The organism is Paralysiella testudinis (assembly GCF_016894345.1).
Taxonomy (GTDB): Bacteria; Pseudomonadota; Gammaproteobacteria; order Burkholderiales; family Neisseriaceae; genus Paralysiella; species Paralysiella testudinis.
On the sequence record NZ_CP069798.1, the window covers coordinates 410,916 to 433,292 of the forward strand.

At 51.5% G+C, this 22,377-nt stretch carries 19 protein-coding genes and 1 pseudogene; all 20 read right to left on the reverse strand.

Annotation, left to right across the window (positions count from 1 at the left end; all coding sequences use genetic code 11):
- The 20 genes and pseudogenes from JQU52_RS02260 to JQU52_RS02355 all read right to left on the reverse strand — a co-directional run bounded on the left by JQU52_RS02260 (position 1) and on the right by JQU52_RS02355 (position 22,087).
- Entirely contained in the window at positions 1–603 is a 603-nt protein-coding gene (locus tag JQU52_RS02260; protein ID WP_230339545.1) for an Ig-like domain-containing protein, read from the reverse strand.
- 2 nt (positions 604–605) lie between these two features.
- Complete coding sequence (locus JQU52_RS02265) at positions 606–1,208, reverse strand: Ig-like domain-containing protein (RefSeq protein ID WP_230339551.1); 603 nt, start codon at positions 1,206–1,208, stop codon at positions 606–608.
- Positions 1,209–1,210: 2 nt separating this feature from the next.
- On the reverse strand, positions 1,211–1,813 hold the full coding sequence (locus tag JQU52_RS02270) for an Ig-like domain-containing protein (protein ID WP_230339552.1): 603 nt from the start codon (positions 1,811–1,813) through the stop codon (positions 1,211–1,213).
- 2 nt (positions 1,814–1,815) lie between these two features.
- Positions 1,816–3,438 carry an Ig-like domain-containing protein gene (locus JQU52_RS02275; RefSeq protein ID WP_230339553.1) on the reverse strand — a complete coding sequence of 541 codons (1,623 nt, stop codon included), beginning with the start codon at positions 3,436–3,438 and terminating at the stop codon, positions 1,816–1,818.
- A 113-nt stretch (positions 3,439–3,551) separates the two neighbouring features.
- Positions 3,552–4,460, reverse strand: coding sequence for an OmpA family protein (locus JQU52_RS02280; protein ID WP_230339554.1), 909 nt, complete (start codon positions 4,458–4,460; stop codon positions 3,552–3,554).
- A gap of 471 nt (positions 4,461–4,931) precedes the next feature.
- Positions 4,932–6,170, reverse strand: a complete 1,239-nt coding sequence (locus tag JQU52_RS02285) for an HlyD family type I secretion periplasmic adaptor subunit (protein ID WP_230339555.1) — start codon at positions 6,168–6,170, stop codon at positions 4,932–4,934.
- An 89-nt stretch (positions 6,171–6,259) separates the two neighbouring features.
- Positions 6,260–8,428: a type I secretion system permease/ATPase gene (locus tag JQU52_RS02290; RefSeq protein WP_230339556.1), complete on the reverse strand. Its 2,169-nt coding sequence runs from the start codon at positions 8,426–8,428 to the stop codon at positions 6,260–6,262.
- The gene (locus tag JQU52_RS02295; RefSeq protein WP_230339557.1) at positions 8,425–9,915 is read right to left on the reverse strand and encodes a TolC family protein; all 1,491 of its coding nucleotides are present in this window, start codon (positions 9,913–9,915) and stop codon (positions 8,425–8,427) included. The genes JQU52_RS02290 and JQU52_RS02295 overlap by 4 nt, the downstream gene beginning before the upstream one ends.
- Positions 9,916–10,184: 269 nt before the next feature.
- Complete coding sequence (locus JQU52_RS02300; RefSeq protein ID WP_230339558.1) at positions 10,185–10,949, reverse strand: IS5 family transposase; 765 nt, start codon at positions 10,947–10,949, stop codon at positions 10,185–10,187.
- Between the two features lie 607 nt (positions 10,950–11,556).
- On the reverse strand, positions 11,557–12,075 hold the full coding sequence (locus JQU52_RS02305; RefSeq protein ID WP_230339559.1) for a phage portal protein family protein: 519 nt from the start codon (positions 12,073–12,075) through the stop codon (positions 11,557–11,559).
- A 35-nt stretch (positions 12,076–12,110) separates the two neighbouring features.
- Positions 12,111–12,272, reverse strand: a pseudogene (locus JQU52_RS02310) (IS5/IS1182 family transposase); the annotation flags it as partial.
- Between the two features lie 84 nt (positions 12,273–12,356).
- Positions 12,357–13,790 (reverse strand): magnesium transporter, encoded by a 1,434-nt coding sequence (gene mgtE / locus JQU52_RS02315; protein WP_230339560.1) that lies wholly within the window; start codon positions 13,788–13,790, stop codon positions 12,357–12,359.
- Between the two features lie 197 nt (positions 13,791–13,987).
- Entirely contained in the window at positions 13,988–14,545 is a 558-nt protein-coding gene (locus JQU52_RS02320) for a hypothetical protein (RefSeq protein ID WP_230339561.1), read from the reverse strand.
- Positions 14,546–14,789: 244 nt separating this feature from the next.
- Positions 14,790–15,461 (reverse strand): hypothetical protein, encoded by a 672-nt coding sequence (locus tag JQU52_RS02325; protein WP_230339562.1) that lies wholly within the window; start codon positions 15,459–15,461, stop codon positions 14,790–14,792.
- Positions 15,462–15,473: 12 nt separating this feature from the next.
- Positions 15,474–16,844, reverse strand: a complete 1,371-nt coding sequence (purB, locus tag JQU52_RS02330; protein WP_230339563.1) for an adenylosuccinate lyase — start codon at positions 16,842–16,844, stop codon at positions 15,474–15,476.
- A 158-nt stretch (positions 16,845–17,002) separates the two neighbouring features.
- The gene (locus tag JQU52_RS02335; protein WP_230339564.1) at positions 17,003–18,010 is read right to left on the reverse strand and encodes an NADP-dependent oxidoreductase; all 1,008 of its coding nucleotides are present in this window, start codon (positions 18,008–18,010) and stop codon (positions 17,003–17,005) included.
- Positions 18,011–18,137: 127 nt separating this feature from the next.
- Positions 18,138–18,593, reverse strand: coding sequence for a hypothetical protein (locus tag JQU52_RS02340; protein ID WP_230339565.1), 456 nt, complete (start codon positions 18,591–18,593; stop codon positions 18,138–18,140).
- Between the two features lie 23 nt (positions 18,594–18,616).
- Positions 18,617–19,249 carry a DDE-type integrase/transposase/recombinase gene (locus JQU52_RS02345; protein ID WP_328301382.1) on the reverse strand — a complete coding sequence of 211 codons (633 nt, stop codon included), beginning with the start codon at positions 19,247–19,249 and terminating at the stop codon, positions 18,617–18,619.
- 806 nt (positions 19,250–20,055) lie between these two features.
- A protein-coding gene (prfB, locus tag JQU52_RS02350; RefSeq protein WP_230339567.1) for a peptide chain release factor 2 occupies positions 20,056–21,160 on the reverse strand; the annotation gives its coding sequence in 2 pieces (ribosomal slippage) (positions 20,056–21,078 and positions 21,080–21,160; 1,104 coding nt in all).
- A gap of 96 nt (positions 21,161–21,256) precedes the next feature.
- Positions 21,257–22,087, reverse strand: coding sequence for a CPBP family intramembrane glutamic endopeptidase (locus tag JQU52_RS02355; protein WP_230339568.1), 831 nt, complete (start codon positions 22,085–22,087; stop codon positions 21,257–21,259).
- Between the last annotated feature and the right edge of the window lie 290 nt (positions 22,088–22,377).

Consider the following 22,377-nt stretch of genomic DNA (forward strand, 5'->3'; position numbering starts at 1 on the left):
TTACTTCGCCGTTGGCTCCCCACTAACCGTCGGCGCACTCGGCGCTACGGTGTCTACGCTGATTTCCTTGGCCGCTGATACGCTACTGCCTTTCACCGTCGCCGTCAGTTTGTCCGCGCCTTCGCCCATTGCGGTGATATTCGCTTGGCTTACCGGAATGCTCCAAGTGCCGTCAGCTTTAACCACAGATTCACCAACCTTATTGCCCGACGCATCGGTCAATACGATGGTTTGGCCTTCTTTACCTGTGCCGGTAACGTTGAAACCCGCAGCAGCTTCTGCTTTGTTTACTACGTCATCGCCCGCAACCTTATCAATGGCCACGCTTGGGTTCGATCCGGCTGTTGTGCTGCCTTCGGCACTTTGGTTGCCCGCAGCGTCTTGCGCCGTTGCCTTAACAGTGCTGCCATCGGCCACTTTGTCGGCAGGAATGGTCGCGGTGGTGCCGCCTGCGACTACGCTCGGAATAGTGTCCGTGTTGTCCGAAGTCCAGCTGCCGTCGGCATTTTTGGTCAGGGTCACAGGCACTGCGGCAGTGCCGTTTTCCGGTGTTACTTGAACCGTTACCTTGTCGCCCGGTTTGGCATCCGCCGGCAAACCCACAGTTACTTCGCCGTTGGCTCCCCACTAACCGTCGGCGCACTCGGCGCTACGGTGTCTACGCTGATTTCCTTGGCCGCTGATACGCTACTGCCTTTCACCGTCGCCGTCAGTTTGTCCGCGCCTTCGCCCATTGCGGTGATATTCGCTTGGCTTACCGGAATGCTCCAAGTGCCGTCAGCTTTAACCACAGATTCACCAACCTTATTGCCCGACGCATCGGTCAATACGATGGTTTGGCCTTCTTTACCTGTGCCGGTAACGTTGAAACCCGCAGCAGCTTCTGCTTTGTTTACTACGTCATCGCCCGCAACCTTATCAATGGCCACGCTTGGGTTCGATCCGGCTGTTGTGCTGCCTTCGGCACTTTGGTTGCCCGCAGCGTCTTCCGCCGTTGCCTTAACAGTGCTGCCATCGGCCACTTTGTCGGCAGGAATGGTCGCGGTGGTGCCGCCTGCGACTACGCTCGGAATAGTGTCCGTGTTGTCCGAAGTCCAGCTGCCGTCGGCATTTTTGGTCAGGGTCACAGGCACTGCGGCAGTGCCGTTTTCCGGTGTTACTTGAACCGTTACCTTGTCGCCCGGTTTGGCATCCGCCGGCAAACCCACAGTTACTTCGCCGTTGGCTCCCCACTAACCGTCGGCGCACTCGGCGCTACGGTGTCTACGCTGATTTCCTTGGCCGCTGATACGCTACTGCCTTTCACCGTCGCCGTCAGTTTGTCCGCGCCTTCGCCCATTGCGGTGATATTCGCTTGGCTTACCGGAATGCTCCAAGTGCCGTCAGCTTTAACCACAGATTCACCAACCTTATTGCCCAACGCATCGGTCAATACGATGGTTTGGCCTTCTTTACCTGTGCCGGTAACGTTGAAACCCGCAGCAGCTTCTGCTTTGTTTACTACGTCATCGCCCGCAACCTTATCAATGGCCACGCTTGGGTTCGATCCGGCTGTTGTGCTGCCTTCGGCACTTTGGTTGCCCGCAGCGTCTTGCGCCGTTGCCTTAACAGTGCTGCCATCGGCCACTTTGTCGGCAGGAATGGTCGCGGTGGTGCCGCCTGCGACTACGCTCGGAATAGTGTCCGTGTTGTCCGAAGTCCAGCTGCCGTCGGCATTTTTGGTCAGGGTCACAGGCACTGCGGCAGTGCCGTTTTCCGGTGTTACTTGAACCGTTACCTTGTCGCCCGGTTTGGCATCCGCCGGCAAACCCACAGTTACTTCGCCGTTGGCTCCCCACTAACCGTCGGCGCACTCGGCGCGGTTACGTCCGGGGCGGTTACATTGGTCGCACCCGATTCGTTACCTGCTTTATCTGTGGCGCTAACCGGCAGCTTGCTGCCTTCCGGCTGCACCGGAATGGTGATGCTGTAGTCACCTTTGTCGTCAGCAGTACCGGTGCCGATGGTTTTACCATTGGCATCTTTAACCGTAACGGTGGCACCCGGCTCAGCTTTACCGCTTACGGTAGTGCCGTCTTTGCTGATGTCGGCTGTCGGGACTGTCGGGACGGTTACGTCCGGGGCGGTTACATTGGTCGCACCCGATTCGTTACCTGCTTTATCTGTGGCGCTAACCGGCAGCTTGCTGCCTTCCGGCTGCACCGGAATGGTGATGCTGTAGTCACCTTTGTCGTCAGCAGTACCGGTGCCGATGGTTTTACCATTGGCATCTTTAACCGTAACGGTGGCACCCGGCTCAGCTTTACCGCTTACGGTAGTGCCGTCTTTGCTGATGTCGGCTGTCGGGACTGTCGGGACGGTTACGTCCGGGGCGGTTACATTGGTCGCACCCGATTCGTTACCTGCTTTATCTGTGGCGCTAACCGGCAGCTTGCTGCCTTCCGGCTGCACCGGAATGGTGATGCTGTAGTCACCTTTGTCGTCAGCAGTACCGGTGCCGATGGTTTTACCATTGGCATCTTTAACCGTAACGGTGGCACCCGGCTCAGCTTTACCGCTTACGGTAGTGCCGTCTTTGCTGATGTCGGCTGTCGGGACTGTCGGGACGGTTACGTCCGGGGCGGTTACATTGGTCGCACCCGATTCGTTACCTGCTTTATCTGTGGCGCTAACCGGCAGCTTGCTGCCTTCCGGCTGCACCGGAATGGTGATGCTGTAGTCACCTTTGTCGTCAGCAGTACCGGTGCCGATGGTTTTACCATTGGCATCTTTAACCGTAACGGTGGCACCCGGCTCAGCTTTACCGCTTACGGTAGTGCCGTCTTTGCTGATGTCGGCTGTCGGGGCGTCCGGGGCGGTGGTATCTTGTGCAGGTTTTTGTGATGAGCCATCAGATCCACCACCGCCTGCCGCAGCAATGCCGGCTACAGCCAAGCCGGCCAATGCTGCAGCCCAAGGAGAAATACCGCCTGCCGCAGCAGCCAGCCACCACGGACTGGTCAATTCAACACCCCCCAATACTTGGCCTGCTAATGCATGATTAGCCAATACGCTGATAGCATCGGCCGCATTGCCGCTTTCCGGGATATAGGCATAATAGGCTCCGCTTTGATGTTGGCCTACCACGAGATTATTACTGCCTTCGTTATAGCCTAATGCACCATTATCTTTATAGTAATCTTCGATAATCAAATCCGGTGCATCAACGCTACCACCTTCAAATGCAATCAATAAATCTTGGCCAGAGCGTTTAACCGCAATATTTTCCGGGCCAAAGTGTGTGGCATCGTTTACCAACTCGTAGCGAACATTGGCTTGAGCTTGGATAACCAACGGCTTGCCTTGGCTGCCAACACCACCGTTACCACCAGCTACTTTGTAGGTTTGGACTGTTTGTTCGGCATTGTTGATTTTTACAGTAATATTTTGAATAGCCATAATGAATACCTTTAAGATAAGAATAATTTTCAGATGAAATTTTATTAGAACAAAGCAGTATCAGCTTTGATTTCAAATATATTTAATAGTAATGGAATAGGTTAATCTGTGATTTATTGATGTTTGCCATGAACAATCACCATAACGCGTCGATTAGGCTGATTGCACATATTGCGCATGGCTTTATTATGAGGATGTTGGTTGGCACAGTTATTTATCACCAAGTTGGTGCTGCCCTTGCCCCGAGCCTGAAGCAAATCGGCAGAAATACCCAATTTTAAAAATTGCTGTTTGACGGCATTGGCGCGAGCTTGTGACAGTTTGTGGTTGTAGCTATCGTTGCCTACCGGGTCAGTGTAGCCTTCAATAACAATCATTTGGATTTTATTTACGTTTTGCCGAATATGACTGGCGATGATATTGATTTTCTGGTGGTCTTTATCAACCATGCCAGCAGCTTGGTGTTGATCAAATGCAAAAAATACCTCATCATTTAAAGTATAAGTTTGCACCGCAACAGTGGTACATTCCGTGTTTTCACCAACCCGGGAAAGCCCGCTTTGTTGCTCTTTGGCATTTTGCAGCAGTGCCTGTGCATTTATTTGGTCAATTTGAACCAAGCTTGGCTGACCTTGGGCATCTTGTGTGATTTCAAAATAACTCACATCACCTTCAGTCAGTCTGAATAGTTTTCCTTGTTGTTTTTCTTTGTAATGGGTATTGACATTGGTAAATGCCGCGCTCAGCCGGCTGTCTTTGGGGCATAGCAACAATTGACGGTAGCCGCCCGGCAGCAGTGACGCCAAATACTGGCCATCCACAAACACGTTCACAGCCTCCCCTGCCAAACCATTTGCCGGGCGTATAAATACCGCTCCTGCTTTATTTTCCGCCACCGGTTGCACTTGAGCAGATGTGCTGGAAAAATTCTGCCACTGCTCTGCCGGTTGGTTTTGTGAGATGGCACAACCACTGGTTATCAGAACCAAAGCTGTCACTAATAAATTGATTTTTCTGAACATAAATGCCCCTATTTTATAAAAACTGTTAGTCAATGTATGAATACCCTACAAATTCAACCATATTAAAATGCAATAGCATTATTATTTATGCAAGTATCGTCACCAAACTCTCAGATTCAGTGACATTAAAACCCGGCAGCTTAAGCGCCAAAGCACCTTGACCAAAACCAGCTATTACAGCAGATGGTGGGTGGCTTGCCACAACCAGCTTAAATTCAAATACATTTTGATGGATTCATGGTTTACATTATAAGAATAAGAAACTTTCAAACACATCCACCAAAAGCAAAAATACTTTGCCAACGCACTGAAAAGAAACCGGCACATTGCTTAATGCTTTACTTGCCAATTACCAAAGCAGTATTTGCAAAACATTGTAAAAAGCATATACAGTACATTATATTCTATATGAATTTTTCATCGATGTTAATATATTTTAGCAATTCATATAATATATTTAATATATTTCAATTACCGCTCCCGTAATGCCTGCTTCAAACGGGTAATAGGTTTAATCAGATACTGGAACACGGTTTTTTCACCGGTTTTAATGTCTACCGTGGCAATCATGCCAGGAATAATCGGCATGGCTTTGCCGTTTTTATCTTTCAAGCTATTGGTGTCGGTTTGCACCAAAATACGGTAATAAGCCTCATTGGGATCTAATTTCAGGTCACTGGGGCGGCGCTGGTCGTGCAGGGTATCGGGGCTGATTAAGGTTACTTTGCCTTCTAGGCCACCATAAATGGCATAGTCGTAAGCGCTTACTTTTACCACTGCAGGCAGCCCGGGGCGAACAAAGGCGACGTCTTGCGGGCGGATATAGGCTTCAACCAAGAGTTTGTCATCCAGCGGCACCAGCTCCAAAATATCTTGACCCGCAGATACTACGCCACCCACGGTATTGATGCGGATGTTTTTCACCACGCCGCGCATGGGGGCATAGATGGTGCTGCGCTCAACCGGGTCTGCTCGCATGGCCATGTTTTCACGGGCTTGTGCCAATTCGGATTCGGTACGCACCAATTCGTTGTTGGCGTCTGCGGCATAGCGGTTCTGCCGTTCGGCAATTTGCAGCGACATATCGGCAGACTGGCGCTGCATACGCAATAGCTCTACTTCAGACATCACGCCTTGGGCAACCATTGGCTTGGTAATCGCAATTTCTTTATCCAAGCTGGTTTTGCCTTCCCGCAAACCGGCTACGGCGTCGGTAACGGCACGTTTGCGGGCAACATAGGCGGCACGCTCACGCTGTTCCAGCTCTGGTGGAGTGTTGGGCGGGAAGGCCAACGCGGTGCCGTATGACTCGGCTTGCAGCCGTGCGGCCATGGCTTCCAAGTTGGCCACTTTGGCCTCGCTTTCGCGAAAAATGGCTGAGCTTCTAGTATCATCCAAGCGCAATAATACCTGTGACTTTTCAACCACCTCGCCCTCTTTCACTCTCATTTCAATAATTACGCCCGGATCTAGACTCTGTACAATTTGCTCGCGGCTGCTGGGAATAATGCTGCCTTGGCCGCGTGTGACTTCTTCAATATTGCTGTTGTAAGCCCAGATAACAAAAACCACAAGGAATACAAAGAAGAAAATAATCATCCAAAACATGCCGCTGTGCTTTTCTTTCTGCAGCGCAGCGTTCAGATCGTTAATGAGTTTCAAGTCGCTTTGCTTGAAATTTTCTGGCGGAGGCGTGGATTTGCTGCTCATGTTTACATTATCACTCTATATATATAAGTATTCAGCTGTGGGGCTGCCTGAAAATCTATTCAGGCAGCCTTGTATAGAAGGGTTTTTAATTATGCCTGGTTTGGTTGCTGCGCTGCTGCTTGTGCTTGTTGCTGAGCCGCCGCTTCGTTTTCCATCAGCTTTTTCAATACAGCATCACGGGGGCCGTCCATGACCACTTGGCCACCGTCAACCACTACAATGCGACTAACAATTTGTAATACTTGCGGCCGATGGGTCACCACCACTAAGGTTTTCTCACGGCTCCATTCAGCCAGTGCATGCAAGGCCATGTTTTCGGTGCCTTGATCCAAACCGGTGGTTGGTTCATCTAACAGCACTACGCGCGGTTGTTTCAAAGTTAGCCGCGCCAGTGCCACGATTTGTTTCTGCCCGCCAGACAAGCCCAAACCGTCTTCTCCCAATGGCATATCTAAGCCGCGCGGGTGTGAGCGGATAATACCGGCCAAGCCAAAGCGCTGCAGCGCCTGAAGCAAATCTTGATCAGAAGAAAAACCATCGCTGCGGCCTAAGTCCATATTTTCACGTAGCGTACCCAAAAACAGCCGTGGTGATTGGCTTAACAAAACAACTTGGTTGCGCAGATAGCTAGGATCAAGCTGACGGGTATCCACATCATCAATGCAGACATTGCCCTGCTGCGCTTCATACAAACCTGCCGCCAGCTTAAGCATGGTGGTTTTGCCGCTGCCGATGCGCCCCAAGATACCCACTTTTTCACCCGGCTGAATACGCAGGTTAAATTCTTTCAGGGCTGGCGGCGCGTCTTTCTGATAACCAAACACAGCCCGGTTAAATACGATACTGCCTTGCATGTAGTCTAAGCTGATGTATTGACGATCAGGCAAGCGCTCTATCGGTCGCTCAATAATGGCGTTAACGCCTTGCAAGGCCACCCGTGCTTGCTGAAAGCGGGTGGCCAAACCGGCAATTTGGCCTAAAGGTGCCAAGGCACGACCGGACAAAATCACAGCTGCAATCAGTGCACCCATAGTGATTTTTTCTGCCGGATTATCGCTGTGAATCAGATAAGTGCCGTATAACACCAAAAATACCGTATTCAATTGCTGCATCGCCACTGCAAAATTAACGGTGAAATTGCTGATGTCTTTAACTTTAATGGAGGAGGCCGAGGTTTTCGCCGTATAAAAATCCCACCTTTGCTGCGCCCAATTGGTGGCATTGTTGGTTTTTAAGGTTTCAATGCCTTCAATTGCTTCTACTGCCAAGCCTTGCCGCTGCGCCCCTTCACGCATGGATTCATTAATGTATTTGGCCAGCGGTTTTTGTACTAAAAAGCCAACAATAATCACCACTGGAATAATAACCAAGGGCACCAGCGCCAGCTTGCCCGCAATTAAAAACATCACGCCGACAAACAGCAATAAAAACGGCAAATCCACCAAAGCCAATAAGCTGGCACTGGTCATGAAATCACGTACCGATTCAAAATCGCGCAAATTATTGGCATAAGAACCGGCAGAGGCCGGGCGCTCGGCCAAACGCAATGCCATCACCCGGCGAAACAGTGCTGAGCTGATGATTAAATCGGCTTTTTTACCGGCAATATCGGTGAGATGACCACGGATTAGCTTCGCCACAAACTCAAACGTAATGGCCAATATCACGCCGATACTCAATACCCACAAAGTTTCATAAGCGCGGTTTGGGATAACGCGGTCATACACATTCATTACATACAAGGAGCTGACCAACGCCAAAAAGTTGATGATAAACGTGGCCAACACCACTTGATAATAATAAGGCTTAAAGCGCCAAATCACTTTCCAAAACCAAGCTTTAGGCAAATGATATTCTGGCAGATCCGAACGCAAATCAGTGGCTACTTTGGGCTTGATAAACCAGCAATAGCCCAAATAACGTGCCTGCAATTGCGCATGTGTGAGCTGCTGCGGCAAGCCATCGGCTTGACGTAAAGTATAAATACGCTCGTTGCCCACGCCATCAATCTGCACCAATACTGCCGCTTCCTGTTGTTGCAAAATCAGCACCACCGGCAATGCCAGCGACGGAATATCCGCTAAGCTGCGCTGTGATAGGCTGTTTTCAAAACCGTGGCTGCGCAATACTTCTGCCAAGGCGTGATAATTGATCCCCTGACCGGGCGTACGCACCACCTCAGCGCTGAGTGCAGCCTCTGCTACAGGCGCACCATGTAGCTGCGTGGCCAAAGCCAAATGTTCGATAATAGATTTCATGGTTTATTAAGGTTTTGATAGAATTTATTAATATTATTATCAGTACTGCCGCTAGATTCGGCAGTGAAATAAGCACTATTTTGATTTTGCCGCGTCTCAGCAGCCATGTTATCAGCATCCGATGCCGATTGTGCTATCGGTGTGGTTCCTAAGCTTTGCTTTGAAGAAGGCGGTTTGTGGTTTTCTACTGACTTAGGTTCACTTAAGGTGTCAGCATGCGAATAAGCGACATTTCCAACACCTGCCCAAGAGGCTATTTGCGCTTGTGCACGCAAGTAAGTTAGCGCGGCATCACGGAAATCGTTTTCTGCTACCACATGTGCTAATTCTACACTGGCCAATTCATTGTAAGAATCTAATACATCAATCAAACTGCGGCGGGCAATTTTAAATTGTAATTCATAGCTTTTAACCACCTCTGCCTGAGCCGCAATCTGAGACAAGGTTAATGCGGCACGGCGACTACTTTGGCGCATATCGGTTTCGGCAGTACGTGATTGTTCGGTGATTTCACGCAACATCTGCGTGAGGCGTGATTCGGCAGCAATTAGGGTTTGCGCATTTTGTGCCACCGAATAGCGTGCAGCTTGGTCAAAAAAATTCCACGAAAAATTCAAATAGGCTTCTTTTTTATCCCGTGTAATTTGCCCTTCTAAATTTAATGCAGGCAGCCTAGAGGCTTTGCTGACTTTTAAATTAGCACGGGTGCTTTCCAATTCGGCTGCTTGGGCTAAATAGCCGGGTACGGCAGTTAATTGAGGGTTTTGGTAACGCGTGATTAATTCATTGGGCGTTAAATTAGCAAAAGGCGGCTGCAAATCAGCCACCAAAACCGGCGCATCAGTGTATCTGGCCAAACGGCTGAGTGCCAAATCCAAACTACGCTGCGTTTGCGCCATATTCGACTCTACCTGCAAACGGCGTGATTTGGCCTGAGTTAGCTCGGAACGGCGCCCAGCATCGTATTTCACGATGATATTCAAGTCATGAATAATTTTATCGTGCCGTTCCAAATTTTGCTGCATCACGTGTAGTGATTCTTTTGCCCGCAGCGCTGCCAAATAAAGCTGGCCGATGGTATTGCCCAACTCCTCGCGCGTTTCATCGTATTTATGGTCAAAATAACGCTCTTTGGCACGATCCCGATCAACCGCAGCATTGATGCCGCCCCAAGCATAAAGATTCAATGCCCCTTTCACACCGGGATTGAATCGTTTGCTTTGATCATTGCTACCATCGCTGTATTGCCGCGCCAACACCTGATTGCCGACCAGTGAAAAAACCGGATAGTGCCCGGCTTGTGTGGCTTTCATCGCATTCAGGGCCCCTTGTTGATTGGCTCTGGCCTCCAGTAGCTGCGGATCATTCACTAGCGCCCGCGATAAAACCGACTCCAACGATTGTGCTGATACAAAAAACGGCAGCGTTGCCCACAGCAAGCCGCCATACAAACGTGATTGCACCAAAAAAGATGTGAAGATGCGCAAGATGGGATTCCATCATTCAATAAAAGGTATAGGGATGTTAATTATAACCAAAACAACTGAAATAACACATCTATTTATTTCCATATTTAACCCCGCTCTCAACTAAAAGCCGAACGTAGTTGCAAAAGAAAGGACATTGCTCTAGGGCGTGTCCTCAATTTGTAAAGCCCCCTAAAATTAGCCTTTTTTGCTCTTAAAAGGCCAAAAATTTACGCACAGCTGCAATTTATTTCTTAATAAAGCAACTAGGGTCTGTTCACAATTACTTGTCATAAAGGTAACCACATCACAATGCACCCCAATAAAACCGTACTGTGGAAGTTACGTTTCAGCTTATCGTAACGGCTGGCAATCGCTCGGAAATGTTTCAAACGGCAAAAGGCATTCTCTACCAAATGCCTGATTTTATATAAATACCAGTCCATGTCTTTATTTTTCTCTTCCCTATTGCTTTTATAGGGAATATTGGCTTTCGCACCGCTTTGCTCTATTTGCTCCCTGAGCCGGTCTGAATCGTAACCTTTGTCCGCATTAACCAACTCAGTTTCGGCAAGGTTGATGTTGTCAAGCAGCTCCGGTGCAACGGTGACATCATGGATATTGCCCGCAGTAACGATAACCTCAACCGGATTGCCTGCAGCATCTACAGCCAGATGAATCTTGCTGGTTCTGCCGCCTCGGCTCATACCGATTGCGTGATCCTGTTGCGCACTGAGCGCTGAGGCTGCGGCGCAGTGTTGGTGAGCACGGATATAACTGCCGTCTATGGCTACCCACTCCAAGTCACTCTCTTGGCTGAGCTGTTTCAAGATTGCAGTAAGAATGCCTTTTTCTGACCAACGGTTATAAGCGGTATAAACAGTATGATATTTGCCGAAATACTCGGGCAAATCCCGCCACGGTATGCCGGTTCTTATTCTGTAAAGTATGCCTTCAAGAATTCTGCGCAAATTGGGTTTGCTATAAATACCCAAATCACGCAGAATAGGTAACAGCTTCGTCCAATGTTCATCTTTGAGTAGTGTACGGGGCATCGCAGGTGTATTGGGGGAGGGTGAGAACTTCCTTTTATGCCTGCGTTTCTTTTTTATTCAAGGGTATGACAAGTAATTGTGAACAGACCCTAATTTTGGTAGGAGGTGTCCTGAAAAGTATGCTGCCTATATTTTAGGCAAAAAATAAGACTATTATTTACATAAGCGAAACAGAAAAATCCCTGTTTATCTATAGTTTCTTATTTCCCTGCACCATGACTTTTACCTTGTTGGATCTTGCTTTTTTCAGCAGCATACTTTTCAGGACACCACCATTTTGGTAAATTTTAAGGTAAGTTTTCAACCCAAATTAAATTGAGGACACGCCCTAAAACCCAAGTATTCGACCAAGAAACCACAGGTTAAGGAAAGCAGGAAAACCTCCGCTTCAATTGGAATGGATTCAGGAAAATTGAGAGCGGGGTGTATTTAAGGTTAAGACCACCAGCTTTAGCCGGTTAGCTTGAAACCCTTTAAGATAAATAAACAGGGGTGAGTGCGATAAATGGGATAAAGGAGGATGTGGCCGGATTTGGTGGGATGGGGAAATTGAAACAGTGTTGCACAGGATGAAACAAATCGGACGGGTCGGGTATCGGCCACGATGTTATCCACTACGATGCCCGCATCGGGTGTCGTAATTGGTTCGGCAACGCTGGAAATGTGACGACGTCGTCGCTTTTGCCGCGGTATCCACTTGCACGATGTCGCCGTCATCCCAGTTATACGCCCGCTGCCAGTAGCTTTTGGATAGCTGCACGCCGCATTGGCTTAAAATCTGGTCGCGCTCGGCCAAGGTTTTGTCGTCCACTTCTTCGCTGTAGAGTACAAATGCGGGGCGTGCCACGTTTTCACCAAAATTAAGGGCGCAAATCCAGTTAATCAATTGGTTCAGGCAGCCTTCAACAATGCGGCTGTCGTTGTCACGGATGTCGTCGGTAACTTCCAGCCCGGCCTTAGCGCTGGCGTGGTTGGTGTCTTTTTCGGTGGTTTGGTCTTGCCCGAGTAGGGCAATGGCGATTTCGCTGCGGCAGTAGCGGATAAAGCGGTCATACACATCGGCACTGCCCTGTTTGCCTGCGGCTTCTTTGATTTCCACGCTGGAGTCATTCGAAATGGTGGCCACGGCATTGCCAATCAGCTGCTCCAGTACATCCAGCAGGCGGGACGGCCGGCGTTATCGCGAACGTAGCGAGCTTTTTGTGCGGCTAGGTGTTGTTGGATGGGTTGCCAGTCGAGGACTTGGTCGAGTTTGAGCCGTGGGAAACGATCGATGTGTTTGGCGATGCACTCTTGGGCGGTTTGTTGAAAGAAGCTGCTCATGGGGGAAATCCTCTGCGTTTCTTTAAAGGGAAATGTAGAGGATTTCGGAGGTTTTGCAAAAGTCTCAGCCTTTTATAACCAGCATTACAGCAAAAATATCGTGGCCAGCCCCAGGAAAATCAAAAAGCCGCCTGAGTCGGTAACGGCGGTAATCAGCACGCTGCTGCCCAAGGCGGGGTCGCGGCCCATTTTGTCCATTGCCACCGGAATCAACACGCCCACGGTAGCGGCCAGCAATAGATTGAGCGTCATCGCTGCCACCATCACCAAGCCGATGCCAAGGCTGCCATACAAGAGCCACGCCACCACGCCCATCACTGAGCCCCAAATCAGGCCGTTCACCAGCGCCACGCCTTCTTCTTTGCGCAATAGGTGCATGGCTTGGTTGCCGGTCATCTGCCCCATGGCCATGGCACGCACAATCATGGTGATGGTTTGGTTGCCGGAATTGCCGCCGATGCCGGCCACAATCGGCATCAGCGCCGCCAATGCCACGATTTTTTCGATGCTGCCTTCAAATGCGCCAATCACGCGGCTGGCCACAAAGGCGGTGCACAGATTGATTGCCAGCCACATCCAGCGGTTTTTCACCGAATCCATCACCGGCGCAAACAGGTCTTCTTCTTCCTGCAAACCGGCCATATTCAACATATCGGCTTCGGATTCTTCGCGGATTACGTCCACCATTTCGTCTACAGTGAGGCGGCCAATCAGCTTTTTGTTGGCATCCACCACCGGCGCGGTCACCAAGTCGTAGCGCTCAAACGCTTGCGCCGCCTCTTCTACATCGTCTTCGGGGCGGAAGACCACCACATCGTCTACCATGATGTCGGCCACTTGGGTGTCGGGGTCGACCACCAGCAGTTTGCGAATCGGCAGCACGCCTTGCAAAATGTCGTCGTCGTCCACCACAAAGATTTTGTCGGTGTGGTCGGGCAGGCTTTCAAAACGGCGCAAGTAGCGCAGCACCACTTCGCAGCTCACATCGGCGCGGATGCTCACCAGCTCGAAGTCCATAATCGCGCCCACTTGGTCGTCGGCAAACGACATCGCCGCGGCCACTTGGGCGCGCTCTTCTTCGTCGCGCGTGCTCAGCGCTTCGTACACTACTTGGTTGGGCAAATCGGGCGCCAGCTCGGCCAGCTCGTCGGCATCCAAATCGTCTACCGCGGCCAAGAGCTCGGCCTTGTCCATGGCTTCAATCAGGGTTTCGCGCACCGGCTCCGACACTTCCAACAACACTTCGCCATCTTCTTCGGGCGCCCCCAGTTTCCACACCAGCACGCGCTCTTGCAGCGGCAGCGATTCGAGCACCACGGCCATATCCGCCGGGTGCAGCTCGTGCAAGATGGCAATCAAGGCCACCAGTGCCTGGTTTTGTTCGGGATCAGGTAAGGCTTCGCCCAGCTCGATTTGAGCGTAAACGGGCAGCAGTGATTCGGCCAGCTCGTGGATGCGATCGATATCCGGATTCAAGCGTTCCAAATCACGGACAGGAGATAGTGGGCTTTGGCTCATGCGCACTCCGTTGCTGCGGGCAACGGCAGGCGTTGGCCAGTCAGCGGATAGACGGGTTCAAAAACAAAAGAAACATTAATAATGAACTGGGGGGTTCCATAACACAAAGCCTGCACGCTGGCGGGCAGGCTAACAGTGGAAAACGGTGCGATTTTACACCGATTGGCAGGGAAAGGATAGCGGCGCAGCCACAGGATTTAGAAATCACGCACCTTGCTCAAGGCAATCTCGCAGCCAGTCGGACTAACAGACAAATCTGTCTTGGTTTGGCCATCATGGCTACGGAAATTAAAATTGTAGAATGTGTATGAGCGCCCATTCTGAACATGCGGGCTTGGTGGCAAGGATACCGCCGCGGGCGTTTGTTTGCTGGCATCCGCCACCGGCGCCACGGCGGGGCAATGTTGCTCGTCAAAGATAATCCTTAAAGAAGCGAACATTTGCGGCGGGGCGTCCCTGCCGCCGCTGCGGTAGCCGGGGTTCCAGCTAAATACCACTTTGGTGATGTGCTCATCTCCCGGCGGCGGATCATACACCGCCGAAAAATCGGTATCGGCATTCTGGTATATAGGGCCACTCCAAACCGCCTTATCCGGCAACTGCGGCAATTGCAGCGCCGCGGCCACATGGCCCATATCCATAAACTCATCGTTTTGAGCCAGCTTGACCAGGTTTTGCGCCAAAGTAGGCGAAGGCGATAATGCCGGCTGCGCCTGCAAAGGCAAGGCCAGACCCAATAAACCCAACCATATCAAACTGTGAAATCGTTTGTTTGAAAATCTGCCCGCCTGTTCCATATTGATTTTCTCTAGGATATAAAAGCAAGCCGGTTTTACCTGAGTGGCTTGCCTACCGCCGGGTGCGCTACGGTGCCTGCTTGCTGACACCCATTCTAAAAAGGCCGAACTGGTTTAATTGGTGCTTCAGCACCCCAGTAAATCGTTCTCTTTGAGCTGAGTCGCAGACAGTATTCCGGTACGAAGCGCACTGCCACAAGGTTCAGAAATCACGCACCCTGCTCAAGGTAATCTCGCAGCGACCGGGATCGACATACAAGTTGGTATTGGTTTGGCCATCATGGCGACGGAAACCGAAACTGTAGAATGTATAGGTGTTCTGCTCCGGATCATGCATGCTGACCGGCATGACCACCGGCATCGGCTTTTGTTTGCTGGCGTGTGCCACCGGCGCCACGGCGGGGCAATGTTGCTCGTCAAAGATAATCCTTAAAGAAGCGAACATTTGCGGCGGGGCGTCCCTACCGCCGCTGCGGTAGCCGGGGTTCCAGCTAAATACCACTTTGGTGATGTGCTCATCTCCCGGCGGCGGATCATACACCGCCGAAAAACGAGCTCCTGAGCTCTGGTATATAGGGCCATACCAAACCGCCTTATCCGGCAACTGCGGCAATTGCAGCGCCGCAGCCACATGGCCCATATCCATAAACTCATCGTTTTGAGCCAGCTTGACCAGGTTTTGCGCCAAAGTAGGCGAAGGCGATAATGCCGGCTGCGCCTGCAAAGGCAAGGCCAGACCCAATAAACCAAACCATATCAATCCGTTAAATCGTTTGTTTGAAAATCTGCCCACCTGTTCCATATTGATTTCCTCTAGGATATAAAAGCAAGCCGGTTTTACCTGAGTGGCTTGTCTGCCGCCGGGTGGAGCCATGGTGGCGAGCGCTTACACCCGCCGTGCCAAGGCTTCGGCTTTGCCCACATACAGCGCCGGGCTGAGTGCCAGCAAGGCGGCTTTGGCCTCTTCCGGAATGGCCAGTTGCTCGATAAACAGCTTTAACGCCGCCGGGGTGATGCCGTCTTTGCCACGGGTAAGCGCTTTAAGCTGCTCGTAGGGATTGGCCACGGCATAGCGGCGCATCACGGTTTGAATCGGCTCGGCCAGCAATTCCCAAGTGGCGTCTAAATCGGCCGCCAAAGCCACCGGATTGGTTTCCAGCTTGTTTAGGCCGCGCAGATGTGCCGTCCAGCCCAATACCGCATAGCCCAAGCCCACGCCCATATTGCGCAGCACGGTGCTGTCGGTGAGATCGCGCTGCCAGCGGGAAACCGGTAGTTTTTCGGCCAAAAAGCCCAACACGGCGTTGGCCATGCCTAAATTGCCTTCGGAGTTTTCAAAATCGATGGGGTTCACTTTATGCGGCATGGTGGAGCTGCCCACTTCGCCCGCTTTCACTTTTTGCTTGAAATAGCCCAGCGAAATATAGCCCCACACATCGCGGTTAAAGTCGATCAGAATGGTGTTGATGCGGCCGATGGTTTGGAAAAACTCGGCCATATAGTCGTGCGGCTCAATCTGTATGGTGTAGGGGTTGAAGGTGAGCCCCAAATCCAGCTCCACAAAATAGCGGCAATGGGCTTCCCAATCCACATCCGGGTAGGCCACCATATGCGCATTGTAGTTACCCACCGCGCCGTTGATTTTGCCCAAAAATTCCTGCTTGTCGAGCTGGACGGTTTGGCGCGCCAGCCGTGCCAGTACATTGGCGATTTCTTTGCCCAAAGTGGTGGGCGTGGCCGGCTGGCCGTGGGTGCGGCTCATCATCGGCACGGCGGCGTGGCTGTGCGCCAATTCACGCAGTTTAGACGTAATCGCCGCCAATTGCGGCTGCACCACTTGCGTGAGCGCTTGCTTGAGCATCAAGGCGTGCGAGAGGTTGTTGATGTCTTCGCTGGTGCAGGCAAAATGGATGAATTCACTGGCATCCAGCACTTGCGGCACGCCGGAAAAACGCTCTTTCAGCCAATACTCAATCGCTTTAACGTCGTGATTGGTAGTGGCTTCGATGGCTTTTACCGCCTCGGCATCGTCCAGCGAAAATTCGGCCAATACGCGGTCGATTTCAGCCAAGGTGAAGTCGCTAAACGGCGGCACTTCGGTGATTTTCGGCTCGGCGGCCAGCGATTTGAGCCAGCCCAGCTCCACCTGCACCCGCGCACGCATCAGGCCGTATTCGGAAAAAATCGGACGCAGGGCTTCGGCGGATTTGGCGTAACGGCCATCAAGGGGAGACAAGGCAAACAAAGGATTAATCATGGTGCTCTCGGCAAGGTTTTGGTAGACAGGGCAAAGGCTGCCTGAAATGATTTAATACCGCTTTCAGGCAGCCTATTGATAATTTATGGCTTTATTTCGGCGCTATTTTACCGCGTTCGCGGCCATTCGGCACGGTTTAAGCGGGTGCGGGCCGAATGCTAGCGAACTTTAATCACCACTTTGCCTTTGGCGCGGCCGCTTTCCATATAGTCCAGCGCTTGCTGGGCATCGGCAAGGGCAAAGGTGCGGTCGATGACCGGCACGATTTTACCGGCCTCCACCAGCGCGCTGATTTGGCGCAATTGCGTGCCGCTGGGCTGCATAAACAAAAAGCGGTATTCGGCTTGATGGCGGCGGGCTTGGCGGGTGATTTTGGCCGAGGCCAAGCGCAACAGCAAGGTTTTCAGGCTGCCCAGTTGGTTTTCGCGGGCAAAGCGGGCATCGGGAATGCCCGACACCGACACCACCATGCCGCCCGGCTTCAAAACTGCAAACGATTGCAGCAGGGTTTCGCCACCGAGGGTGTCGAGCACGGCATCATAATCGTGCAATTTCTGGGCAAAGTTTTCATGCCGATAATTGATGACTTGGTCGGCACCCAGCGATTGCACCAGCGCGGCACCGGCTTCGCTGGCGGTGGTGGCCACAAACACGCCCATGCTTTTGGCCAATTGAATGGCAAAAGTGCCCACGCCACCGGCACCGGCATGAATCAGCACTTTTTGCCCCGCCTGCAAATGCATTAAATCGTGGAACGCCTGATACGCGGTAAGCCCCACCAGCGGCAGGGACGCGGCTTGTTCAAAAGACAGATTAGTCGGCTTGGGGGCAATATCGTCTTCGTGCACGGCCATCCACTCGGCAAAGGTGCCGATATGGCTTTTGCGCGGCCGCCCGTAAACCGCGTCGCCCACTTTAAACCGGCGCACCTCGCTGCCCACCGCACGCACCACGCCGGCAAAATCGTTGCCCAAAATCAGCGGCATCTCAAACTGCAGCAGTAATTTAACCTTGCCGTCGCGGATTTTAAAATCAATCGGATTCACACTGGCGGCATGGATTTCCACCAACACTTCTTGCGCGCCGATGTCGGGCACCGGCACTTCGGCTTGGCGCAGCGGCTGTTTGCCGTAGCGGTCGATTAGCATGGCTTGCATGGTGCTCATGTTTTTATCCTTATGTTGACAGAATCAGGCTGCCTGAAAAATCGTTAACGCCGTTTCAGGCAGTCTGTGTCCCATCAATCAATACACATCAATTTAAGTAATATCGGCAGGGGCGCGTGCAAGGCATTTACAAGCCCACACTAATATGGCTGATGCGCGCATCGGGCTGATGGCGGCGGCTGGTGCGCTCATTGCCTTTAAAAATACCGGAATCATCAATTTGGAACTGCAGCCCATCAGGTTGATGGGCAAATTCGACAAACTGGCGCGCTTCGATTTCGCTCAGGGTGATTTGGCGCACCGGGCCATAATATTGCTCGGCCGTGGCCAATGCCATTTGCGGGTGCACACCGGCGGCGGTGCGGCAGGCCGGTGAGTCGGTTTCCAGATAGCTAATCGGGCGGTGCATGTCTAGCGCCACAGCGGGGTCGTCTTCGCCGGTGTAAGCAATCAGCCCGATTGCGGGCGTTAACACAATGCTGACCAGTGCGGCACCATCGCCATCGCTGCTGCGTGTTATTTGGGCTTGCGGGTAGCGCTGTTGCACATCGTGTAAGTTACTGCCCAGCCGGATTTTAGCCATACCGTTTGTTTCGATTTGGCAGTTTAATGGCTCTGCTTTACTGCCCATGCTGGCCAAACCGCATAATAGGGCCAACATGCCGGTGCATAAGTTGAGCTCCGCCATGGGGTGTTAAGACCCATAATCTTCTGGAATGGATTTTCACGAAACAATTCAGGCTCTAGATTATAGCAATCTTCCAAAGCCTGCCAAGGCGTTTTGTACTTCAACGACCGTAAGGGGCGTTGATGGTTGTAATACAGCAAAAATACCATCAAGTGCCGTTTAAGTTCGTCAGGATGCTCATAGTGGAAGCGTTTGACCGTTACCTCTTTCAGCATCTTGTTGGTAATCTCCACCTGCCCGTTCGTCCATGGATGACGGAATTTCGTGGTACGGTGCTCAATGCCCAAATGCCGGCAAAGCTCGTCAAACGGATGCTCCTTATCAGGCCGTTGTGCTTGGCTCAGCAAGTTGTAGGTAAACTGCGCACCGTTGTCCGTTAGGATATGGGTGATTTTAAACACACAATCTTGTTGTAGGTTGCGCAGAAAAGAAACGGCGGTTTTCTGCGTCATACGCGGATGAAGTTCTGCATAAACATATTTGGTTTTGCGGTCGATGGCGACAAACAGGTACAGCTTGCCGGTTTCACAACGCACCTCGGTGATGTCGATATGGACAAAGCCAACCGGATATTGTTTGAATGTTTTTTACCTTTTTGGCCATCGGATTCATTCTTGGGTAAGCGCGACAATCCGTGATGTTGCAAGCACCGGTGCAGATTGGAGCGGCTCAGCTTTGGAATATTGGGCTTGAAGATGATATACAGCTCGTCCAATGACAGCCGCAGATGTCGCCGGACGGTACAGATTGCCTGCTGCTCCGATTCGGTCAACACGCTGGGGCGGGTTTTGGGGCCGGACTTTTTATCTTCGACCGAATCTGCGTGTTTCCAGTAGAGAACGGTTTTGAAATTAATATTGTATTTTTAGCTAACGCTGCGATGCTCTCTTCAGACTCTTGTATTTCTTTTCTGATTCTAGGCGTAGTCTTGGCGTTACCATGCAATATGCTTGCCATAAGTCGGTCTCTTTTAATTGGGGTAATGATACTCCATAAAATTCAGGGACTAAACAACTAAAGAAGCTTCAAGTACACGTATAAAATCAAAATTACCAACATTTCCCATTGGGCGATTGGAATCGAATTCTTGGCTTACGCAAAACGAATAAGTAAATTCTTCCATATTTCGGCGCTCTGCAATTGGATCGAACATGGTGATGCTTACCTCTCTTATTTTTGTAAACCGCCATCTTTAACAAAAACGGTATTTAAAGCACAAACCGCCCCACGTTTACGGTATCGGTGGTTACGTTATCTGCCCCGTATAGTATCCAATCGCAGCATCAATATTATTGTTATCGAATTAACGAAAAGGCTGCCTGAAACGGTTAAACACCGCTTTCAGGCAGCCTTGGGATTAAACACCCTGCTTTAAGCTGGCTTCGATAAAGCCGTCTAAATCGCCGTCGAGCACGGCTTTGGTGTTGCCCATTTCAAAGCCGGTGCGCAAGTCTTTGATGCGCGAAGAGTCAAGCACATAGGAGCGGATTTGGTGTCCCCAGCCCACGTCTGATTTGGAGTCTTCCAAGTCTTGCTTGGCTTCGTTGCGTTTGCGCATTTCCAATTCAAACAGCTTTGCCTTGAGCATTTCCATGGCGGCGGCGCGGTTGGCGTGTTGCGAGCGGTCGTTTTGGCACTGCACCACGATGCCGGTGGGCTCGTGGGTGATGCGCACGGCGGAATCGGTTTTGTTGATGTGCTGACCGCCCGCACCGGAGGCGCGGTAGGTGTCGGTGCGCAAATCGGCGGGGTTGATTTCGATTTCGATGCTGTCGTCTACTTCGGGATACACAAACACGGATGAAAACGAGGTGTGGCGCTTGTTGTTGGAATCAAACGGTGAATAGCGCACCAGGCGATGCACGCCGGTTTCGGTGCGCAAGAGGCCGTAGGCGTATTCGCCTTCAAGGCGGATGGTGGCGCGGTTTACACCGGCAATTTCGCCTTCGTCTTCTTCCAAAATCTCCACTTTAAAGCCTTTGCGCTCGCCGTAGCGGCTGTACATGCGCAGCAACATGCCCGCCCAGTCTTCGGCTTCGGTGCCGCCCGCGCCGGCGGTGATGTCGATAAAGCAGTTGTTCACATCGGCAGGCTGGTTGAACATGCGCTTGAATTCCAGCTCGGCCATTTGCGCTTCCAGCGCGGCCACATCGGCTGCGATGGCGGCAAAGCCTTCGGCATCGCCCTCTTCTACCGCCATTTCCAACAACATGCGGTTGTCGGCTATGCCGCTGCCGATGGCGTCCAGCGTGAGCACAATGCCTTCGAGCACTTTGCGCTCTTTGCCGATTTCTTGCGCGCGCTTGGGGTCGTTCCACAATTCGGGGTCTTCAGACAGCCCCACCACTTCTTCTAAACGGTCTTTTTTGCCGTCGTAGTCAAAGATACCCCCGAATGTCGGTGCTGCGGTGGGCGAGGTCGTCGAGGGTGTTGTTGAGCAGGTTGATTTGTTCGGCTTCCATGATGTCTCGTTGTGTTATAGCTTATTGAAAATAGATGCGTATTATAGGTTAATCGCGCAACGGGCGAAAGCGGATGCTTTGGGTTGCCATGCAGGTTTAGAGACACCTCCCCAAGCTGCGCCGCCACAACCACAGCAGCAATAAGGCCAGCAGCGGCCCCACATACACCAGCACCAATGCTGCCGGTGATAGTTTAAGCTGCAATAGCAGGCCTGTTTCGGCGGCCAGTGCCCAAGCATTGTGGATGCTGTGCGCCATCACCGGAGCCCATAAATTGCCTGCCCACAAATACAGCAAGGCAAAAATCAGGCCCATCACAAATAAGGCGCCAAACTGCGCATCTTGCCCCCCGCCACCGTGCGAGTCGGCAAATAAAAACGCCGACAACAGCAAAGCCACCAATAAACATAAAGCCGCCGCCCAAGGTGACTGCGCCCATGCGTAGCGCCTTAAGCCGTCGTACAGGCTGCGAAACAGCAGCACACGAAACAGGGCTTCTTCACCAAGTGGTGCGAACACCACAATAAGCAATACCAGCGCCACATCATGTCCACTATTTTGGCCAAAACCAAAAGAGCGCAAAACTTGCTCAAGGCTCTGTGCGGCGTCATCGCCGCTGCTGACAAAATAAGCCGACCATGCCTTCAACAGCAGCACGCCGAATACGGTAATTGCTACCGTACGCCAAACAGTACCCGGCAAAATTGCCAGCCCCAAATGCGCCAAACTGCGCGGGCGCAGCAATAGCCACGGCAAGCCGGTGGCCAACACAACAAACAGCAGCAACTTCGCTATTTCGCCCCATGTTGATTTTAAGCCCAGCGTGGTCAATCCGCCCAGTATCAGGATGAACATCAACGCAGCCAAAGGTGCAATCCACCAGCGCAGCTGACTGCGCGGCAAAATAAACCAACGGTGTATATTCATTTCACTTGGTCTCCAGAACTATCTGGTTACTTGATTGTATTTTATATAAATTTTAAAACACAGATAACAAGGCGGAACTGATTTGCTGGGTGCTTCAGCACTTTAGTAAATCGTTTACTTTGAGCTGAGCCACAGGCAGTACAAGTATAGTGAATTAAATTTGAACCAATACTGCGTTGCCTCGCCGTACTATCTGTACTGTCTGCGGCTCGTCGCCTTGCTTTAATTCAAATTTAATCCACTACAGTACAGCACGGCGGGCCAACGCAGTTAGTAGGTTGTTTTGTAAA